Consider the following 7,381-nt stretch of genomic DNA (forward strand, 5'->3'; position numbering starts at 1 on the left):
TATTTGGTCACTATGAGTATACAACCGTTTGTTTATGCAGATATAAACTGTCCGTTTTGTTTTGTTTTACATGAGCGCTTAAAACAACTGAATCTCATTGAATCTGTAGAGTGGCGTTTGGTCGAACATGCGCGCTCGGCAAATACGCAAGAGCTCAAATACGTTGAGATATTAAATACCGAATTTAAAGCTGTTTTAGATAAAGCACCTGACATTGAAATCCACAATCCGAAATTAGTTGTTAATACAGCCGTTATCAATGAGATTATTTGTGCGGTCGCAACAAGCTTTCCTGATAAAGCATTCAATTTTAGGGATGCTTTGTACCGAGCATTATGGGTGGAAGGAAAAGATATTTCTGATCCAGTGGTCATCGACCAACTCCTTATTCAGTATGATGTTGAAGAATTTGTGTACAGTGAATCAAGTCAGTCACAGTTACAGATATGGCAAGCGGATTGGGAAAGGTCTGATTATGAACAAAAAGTGCCAGTTATGGTTAATAACCATCATTCCTTTGTAACAGGTTTGCAAAGTGCAGAAACCATCTTGTCTTTTTATGAAAATAAAGACATTAAGAAACTAGATCATTCTAGTGCTTGTAATTTAAAAACGCATGAGAAAGCTATGCTTTTGGGAGATTCACTTTCTGCTCAAGTGATATCAGGATATTTATCGCATGGTGGCTACGAGCTACAAAAAACAACTTCAGTAGAACAGTTGTTAAAAGATGCTTGCGAGCAAAGTTTTTCGGTCATTCTCATTGAGTACGAGCTGGATCTTGAATTTAAGTTATGTGCTGAGCTTAAGGAACAAACAAGTTCAACGACACCTATTATTTATTTCAGTGATTCAGTCAGTGATTTAATTGAGGCCCAAGGTTTTTCTGCGGGCATGACTGATATGCTACATGTCGGCCGCCAGCGTGATAGCTTATTAGGGCGACTTGGCACACATGTGCGCAATAAACACCAGCTAGACATCATAAGTGGGTATGCAACACATGACCCTCTGACTGGTTTTTATAATCGTAGAGAGATTGAACGTGTACTCGCGAGAAGCTGGCAGACTGCTTGTCGTTATAAAACAGAATTGACGGTATTTATAATTGATGTTGATAATCTGAAAAAATATAACCTTAAGTATGGTTATGCCGCCGGTGATGAAGCTTTAATGAGTATTTCAAATATCTTAGCCAGTGGACGCAGTGAAGATATAGTAGGGCGGTTTTCCGGGGAAGAGTTTGTGATGATCTTACATAACACACCAGAAAAAGAGCTCTTAAAAATAGCCAAACGAATCCAAGACAATGTTCTTTCTAGACAGATCTGTTATAGCAAAACGCATGATAGCGAGTTTGTTTCGGTATCTGTTGGAATTGCAACTGCTTCTGCAGATAAACAGTTTAGTCACACAAATTTATTGAGTTTAGCAGCTAAAGCTTTGGAGAAGGCAGAAGCGCAAGGTAAAAACCAAGCGCTTAAATTAAGGTTAGATAGAATATAAGTGGGCACTTACAAGTAAGAGGTGGTAATAAACTCCGCTATTTGGCCAGCCAATTGGTCTGCGATTTTATCCATCGCTTTGTTCTTCGCCATGCTTTGATAAGATGACGCGGCTTTTACTTTACTATTGAAGTGCGCTTTTTCTTCACCATTTTCTAAGATAGATACAAATGTTTGTGCATGACTAAAATGGGTATTATCTTGATTGATATTTTGCCAGTCAGTTCTGATCTTAATCGTGAAGTCAGGACGAAAGGTCGAGATTTTCAAACCTTGATCCGTGAGTGCTTTAGCTAAATGATCTCTTAAATTAGACTCTTTGTCTGATGCCATCTCTAAGTTAAAACTTAAATCAGCAATCACATCTTCAGCCTGCTTCGCTTTGTTAAATACGGGTTCACTTAGCAAAACTGATTGACTTTGTAGCATCGACAAAAAGTCATTTTTCTTGTTTCTCTCTGCTAATAGCCTTTTTACTTGCAGTGCTGACTTTAAACGCTGGCTTTTAGATGGCAGGTTTAAATTCAGTGCGGCAATCTGGTTATCAAGCCCTGCAATTTCAAGTTCGGTTTGCATTATCGCATTGCTTTTATTGAACTGTGCCAATGCATAAAGCGTGTTACCCTGCTGATACTCTTCAGTGATTTGCAAACCTTGAAGTTTAATATCAGGCACTTGTGAGCGAATGATCTCATTGAGTTTGAATTTACTTGTGCCATTCTTAGCTTGCTGAATTATGCTTGTATCAGCGGCAATAACCACATTCAACTGTTTAGCTAGAGCAATACGAGCAGATTCTTGAGCCGTATTTTTTGCTTGCTGTAAGTTGCCATAGTTTTGAGCTTGACCAACACCGTAAACCACATTCGGTGCACTCGGAGTTTGTGTGATCCAAGCGGGTGTAACTACCTCATTCGTAGATGTTGTTGACTGACAGCCAGACAACATCAGTAATGATAAACAGGCCGCAATGGGAGTTTTAGAAACCAAAGCGCGAACGCTTTTGATGTTTTTGAATTTTCTTCTGGCCATTCCATACCTCTCGGTTACTAGTCATATCTATTAAACGTAAATCAACTTGGTAAAAAGTTACCCGTTGTCCACCTTGTTCATCAACAAATGAGTTAATTGTACCTGAAAGAGCATAATCTGCACCTTGCTCTTGGCCCATTTCATTTTGAGTTTCGATTGATGCATTTAATTCTTGGTCTTTACGTTCTTCACGGATCTCTGCACGAATAGAACTATTTGCAACGAAATCAGCCTGACCAGTTCTTAAGATAGCGCGCTTCAAATCATTAATGAAGGTATCAACTGTGATATGTTGATGTGACTTATTGCGAACGCTTTGTACAATAATGGCTGGCTTTGAACTATGGTTCTTTAAGTGGTCATTTACCCATGGGAAAGTGAGCATATCGTTTACCATCGCCTCAGCGACTAACTGAGAGTCTTTGGCATTCCAGTTGTCAGATAAAGCAATTTCCTGATTACTATCTACACGCTTCACTTCAGTGCTTTGGCAGCCACCAAGCATGAGTGTGCCTGTAAGTAAAAGACTAGAGTAAGTTAAAAAGTTCTTTTTTCTGTGCATTGTGTCTTCCGTTTGATAATCATTGGCTATTTACAGGCGCATTCAAAAAAGTACGCGTATGCCAAATAGTCATTGAACCTTGTATATCTATGTTAGCCGATTGTTGTATGACTCGTCCCGAGTTAAGGGTAGTTTTTATTGTTAAATTTTGTAGACCCGGTTCAATATTGAACTGAGCGACTCTTATTTGCGCAGGTAAAGATTGCCATTGCCTAGTGTCAGCAGACGCTGTGATGGCATTGACTGCAGTTGAAGCAATTTTCACAAAACTACCGAGTAAGTTATTTTGATCAGCGCCTGCTGCTCTAATGGCTTTTTGCGTGGTTAATGCCTTAACGATCTCTCGTGTAAATGCAACTCTGATCTCAGATTGCGCATTAGCTAAAGCTTGTTGAAGCGCAAGTTGGCTGATTGAATGAAAAGGAGTCAACTCAGCTAACTTTTTGTTACCTTGCCAAACCTCGGTTTTTCTTATTGGCAATTTTGGTGGAGCGAGATAACTCACTGAGATCCTGCCGCCATATTCTAGCGCGTCAATTAGCCCGATTTCTTCTGCATCATCCCATAAAGAGCCTAGAGGGATGCGTTTGGTGACAGAGCCAAGTACCACATCGCCGATATCACCCATAATATAGTTTTGCATCATATCGAATAAGCTAGTGTCGGCATACAGCATTTGAAACCAATGTTGCTGTTCACGTTTTTCACGTGCAGTACCGATAAAGACTGGGTACATAATGAGAGACTTAGAGTTCCTTTCTGCGCGAAGTAATAAGTTGAATTGCTTTTTCTCAGGTGCAATGCCAAGGTCTTGAATAATACTTAATTGAGGCGAATCAGATACTGATAAGCTAGGGTGCTTATCTAAAAGTTCATTTAATTCATTTTGATAACCGCCTGCTAATTGCATTACTCTTGCCAAATTGGCTCTAGATAGGGTGATGGTTTCATTAGCTAGCCCAAACTGCTTAGTAAAACCCATAGAGTATGCTTGATTCGCTCTTTCGTATTGTATTCTGGCCGCGTCTAACTCACTATTTTGTTCATTTAACAAACCACTCACAAAGTGCGCAAATGCATCATCTTTATACTCAATGTTTTCTAATAAATCACTAGGAGCTGAAATAGGTTGCAAGATTTTGTATATGGCATCTGTAAGTGAATTATCAGTCTGTTCTTTGCTATAGCCTCCAGTATTTGTTTTTAATTGAGATAAATACACATCTAATTGTTTCATTTCTACTTGTGCAGAATCTAAATGAATTTGGCGCATACTTGGCTGACTTTGTGCTAATGCATTGAAGTTAATAGCCATCATGTAATGAACCAGTGGCAAATAATATTTCTGTCCTTCGTATGTAGCGAACGTTGGCCCACTTAGCATCGCTAAAGCCTGCTCAGATACACTTATTGTGTAGAAAGATTCAATATGTGATTTTGCATTTGTCAGATGTTGATTACTTTGTAAATAATCACCATTTAGATGGGAGATAGTGGCAAGTTCAAGTTCGTAAAGTAAACGATTTTTCCCAACAGCAGAATAGTTTTGTTTAATGGTTTTATTTGCTTCGTTAAATTGCCCTTGTTCTATTTGTAATATGGCACTTTTATTTGCAGGGGTTACATTACAACCACTGAGTAAAATAAAAAAGAAGCAATATAATGACTGCTTAAGTGAAATAATACGGTGAATCTTCAAAGACACATCCTTTGCACAGAGTAGAAATAAAGAATATAGTTTAAGTATCATTAATATATGGGTAAGTTAAAGAAAAATAGTAAGATTTGAAAGTGTAAAATTGTTAAAAGGTGTTTTTACACTTTATTACTGTTTGGCTTGATTAACTTTGCTACAGTAAATCTAACATTGCTTTAGGATTTAAAGGAAACCAAGATGAAAGTTAAACCTCTAATTGCATCATTGTTCATGGCAGGTATGTTGTCAGCGTGTAGTTCAACACAAGATAACAGTGCTTCTGGTTCTCGTGTTAACGTACCTGATTGGGTATTGAACCCAGTTGTTGAAAATGGCATAGCTGCAGCAGATTGTATTAAATATTCAGGTAATATTTCTATTGATCAGAAAATGGCAGTTGCGAATGCTCGCCTTGCGTTGGCACAACAAATTGAAACACGTATTGAAGGTTTAGATAAAACTTTTGCTAACCGTGTTGATGCAAATGATAAAACAACTGTGGGCTCAACTTTTAGTTCTGTTTCTAAACAATTAACTAAACAAACACTGCGCGGATCTCGCGTAGTTAAAGCTGATATTGTCGATATCGCAGGCAAAGACTATTTTTGTGCATTAACGACACTATCTCCTGAATTAACAAAAACACTTTTCCAAGATTTAGTGAAAGAAACTAAGCTAAAAATCGACCCTCAAGATGAACAATTCCTATATCAAGAATTTAAAGCGTTCAAAGCAGAGCAGGATCTAGAAAAGGAAATCGAAAGATTAACAAACTAAAGCATTTCTAAGCGCATCAATCGATGCGCTTTTTTGTCATTGAGGACAAGTAAATGAAACGTCAATTAATGCTATTAGCAGCATCCCCCATTTTAGCACTGCATGTGCAAGCTACACCTTCTAATCTTTATACTGAACTCGATAAAGCCATGCAGTCCTGGCAGGCTGAGCAAAATTCAACAGAAGCAAATAACTTAACTGAATTTGAGGCGTTTAAGCAGCAACACTTAAAAGACTTTAATCGTTATGTTGAAACGCAAATGGCGGAATATGACACGTTCAGAGATCAACTTTTAAAATCTTGGGGTGATGCACAAGTAACAAACCAAAATCAGTTTGTGAGTTATTCAGATGATGATTCAGCCAGACTGAATGTTGATTTTGAGAATAATACTCTGACTTTGAGTGTTAAGCATAAGGCTGGGACCGAACCTAAAAAGCAAGAAGTAGAGGCGTTATTTCAGCAATTCCTTCGTTCTGAACAAGCACTATTGCAAGAGTTTTATAACCATGCGCCTGCATCTTTAGATGAACGAAATTTTAATCAAGCAGACACCACAAAGATTGATAAAAAATCTCAAGCAAAAGCATTGAAGAAGGCGTTACAAGAGATAAAGAAACAAACGCGTCTTCAACAGCAAGCGCTTGATAAAAAATATGACGAACAACTTGTGAATGAAAACGGTAATAAGCAATCGCTCAACTCTTTAGAAAAAGATAAAGCAGCCTTAAAACAGTTAGAACAGAAGCGCATGCTTACTCTTAAAAAAAACGTGCCTGAAATTATTTCCGAGGCGCCAAAAAATACGTTTATCACTGAGTTTGTAATCACTTTGCCTAAAAGTAATCAAGTATCACAGCGTGCAGAGAAGTACCTTGCGTCGATACAAAAGCAAAGTACGCGATTTGAATTACCTCCAGCAACGATATTGGCTGTGATGCATACAGAAAGTCATTTTAATCCGATGGCGAAGTCTCATATACCTGCTTTTGGTTTAATGCAAGTTGTGCCAACAAGCGCGGGAATTGATGTGAATAGATTCTTGTATGATATTGATGCGGCTATGTCAGCGCCATATTTATATGTTTCTGATAATAATATAGAAGCGGGCTCGGCTTACTTGCATTTACTTGATAAACGCTACTTAAAACATATCTCAGATCCTTTAAGTAGAAAGTACTGCATGATAGCGGCCTATAATACTGGAGCTGGGAATGTAGCAAGAGCCTTTAATGATGATGGCTCTAGAAATATTAAAAATGCCAGCAAAGTCATTAACTCTATGTCTCCTGAACGCGTATTAGAAGTATTGAGTGCTAATTTACCTTATGACGAAACTAGAAAGTACATTCACAAGGTGCTTGAGAAAGAAAAATTATATACGGGGAATTACCTCTAGATTTGCGGCGCTTTAACCTTTTGTTCGAGGAACTTAAAGAACAAAAAAGGCTGCAATTGCAGCCTTTTTTAGTTAGCGATTATGCTTAGTCTACCTGAGCAGGAGAGGCCATCTCGGCACTTGCTCTTGCTGTTGGTGCTTTAGAACCCGCAGACATACCTGAGTTATGAGTAGGTGTACGTTGCTCTAGAGGCATAGCAGATGGCATTTCAAATGCTTCAATGTCATCACTGCTTTGTGCTTTCGTCATTGGCGCTGATGCATTGGCATGGAAACGAATGCGAGGTAGTGCTGACAAAGCATTAGTAGCTTTAGGTGTTTCTGCTACTTCAACAGTTTCTTCAGCCTTAGGCGTTTCAACTACTTTATCAGCTTCTTCTGCTTTAGGAGCTTCAGCTACTTCAACAGT

General features: G+C 38.4%; 7 protein-coding genes. 3 read left to right on the top strand and 4 right to left on the bottom strand.

What is annotated here, in order from left to right; all coding sequences use genetic code 11:
* Positions 1 to 12: 12 nt before the first annotated feature.
* On the top strand, positions 13 to 1,506 hold the full coding sequence (locus CWB72_RS17595) for a diguanylate cyclase (protein WP_138634115.1): 1,494 nt from the start codon (positions 13 to 15) through the stop codon (positions 1,504 to 1,506).
* Positions 1,507 to 1,514: 8 nt separating this feature from the next.
* On the opposite strand, the gene CWB72_RS17600 is transcribed toward CWB72_RS17595, so the two are convergent.
* The 3 genes from CWB72_RS17600 to CWB72_RS17610 are packed head-to-tail and all read right to left on the bottom strand — an operon-like array spanning position 1,515 to position 4,804.
* Positions 1,515 to 2,537: an LPP20 family lipoprotein gene (locus tag CWB72_RS17600; protein WP_138634118.1), complete on the bottom strand. Its 1,023-nt coding sequence runs from the start codon at positions 2,535 to 2,537 to the stop codon at positions 1,515 to 1,517.
* Positions 2,485 to 3,099 carry a penicillin-binding protein activator LpoB gene (locus tag CWB72_RS17605; protein ID WP_138634121.1) on the bottom strand — a complete coding sequence of 205 codons (615 nt, stop codon included), beginning with the start codon at positions 3,097 to 3,099 and terminating at the stop codon, positions 2,485 to 2,487. The genes CWB72_RS17600 and CWB72_RS17605 overlap by 53 nt, the downstream gene beginning before the upstream one ends.
* Before the next feature lie 19 nt (positions 3,100 to 3,118).
* Positions 3,119 to 4,804 carry a hypothetical protein gene (locus tag CWB72_RS17610; RefSeq protein ID WP_252371586.1) on the bottom strand — a complete coding sequence of 562 codons (1,686 nt, stop codon included), beginning with the start codon at positions 4,802 to 4,804 and terminating at the stop codon, positions 3,119 to 3,121.
* Positions 4,805 to 4,993: 189 nt separating this feature from the next.
* On the opposite strand from CWB72_RS17610, the gene CWB72_RS17615 reads away from it, so the two are divergent.
* Together CWB72_RS17615 and CWB72_RS17620 are read left to right on the top strand one after the other, a co-directional pair.
* Positions 4,994 to 5,572 carry an LPP20 family lipoprotein gene (locus CWB72_RS17615; RefSeq protein WP_138634127.1) on the top strand — a complete coding sequence of 193 codons (579 nt, stop codon included), beginning with the start codon at positions 4,994 to 4,996 and terminating at the stop codon, positions 5,570 to 5,572.
* A gap of 53 nt (positions 5,573 to 5,625) precedes the next feature.
* Complete coding sequence (locus tag CWB72_RS17620; RefSeq protein ID WP_138634130.1) at positions 5,626 to 6,972, top strand: transglycosylase SLT domain-containing protein; 1,347 nt, start codon at positions 5,626 to 5,628, stop codon at positions 6,970 to 6,972.
* Positions 6,973 to 7,057: 85 nt separating this feature from the next.
* Here the strand turns inward: CWB72_RS17620 and CWB72_RS20650 are convergent.
* The coding region (locus CWB72_RS20650) for a hypothetical protein (protein ID WP_171037355.1) at positions 7,058 to 7,381 on the bottom strand (324 nt) is incomplete at its 5' end.

The sequence above is a fragment of the Pseudoalteromonas phenolica genome, assembly GCF_005886345.1.
GTDB lineage: Bacteria > Pseudomonadota > Gammaproteobacteria > Enterobacterales > Alteromonadaceae > Pseudoalteromonas > Pseudoalteromonas phenolica_A.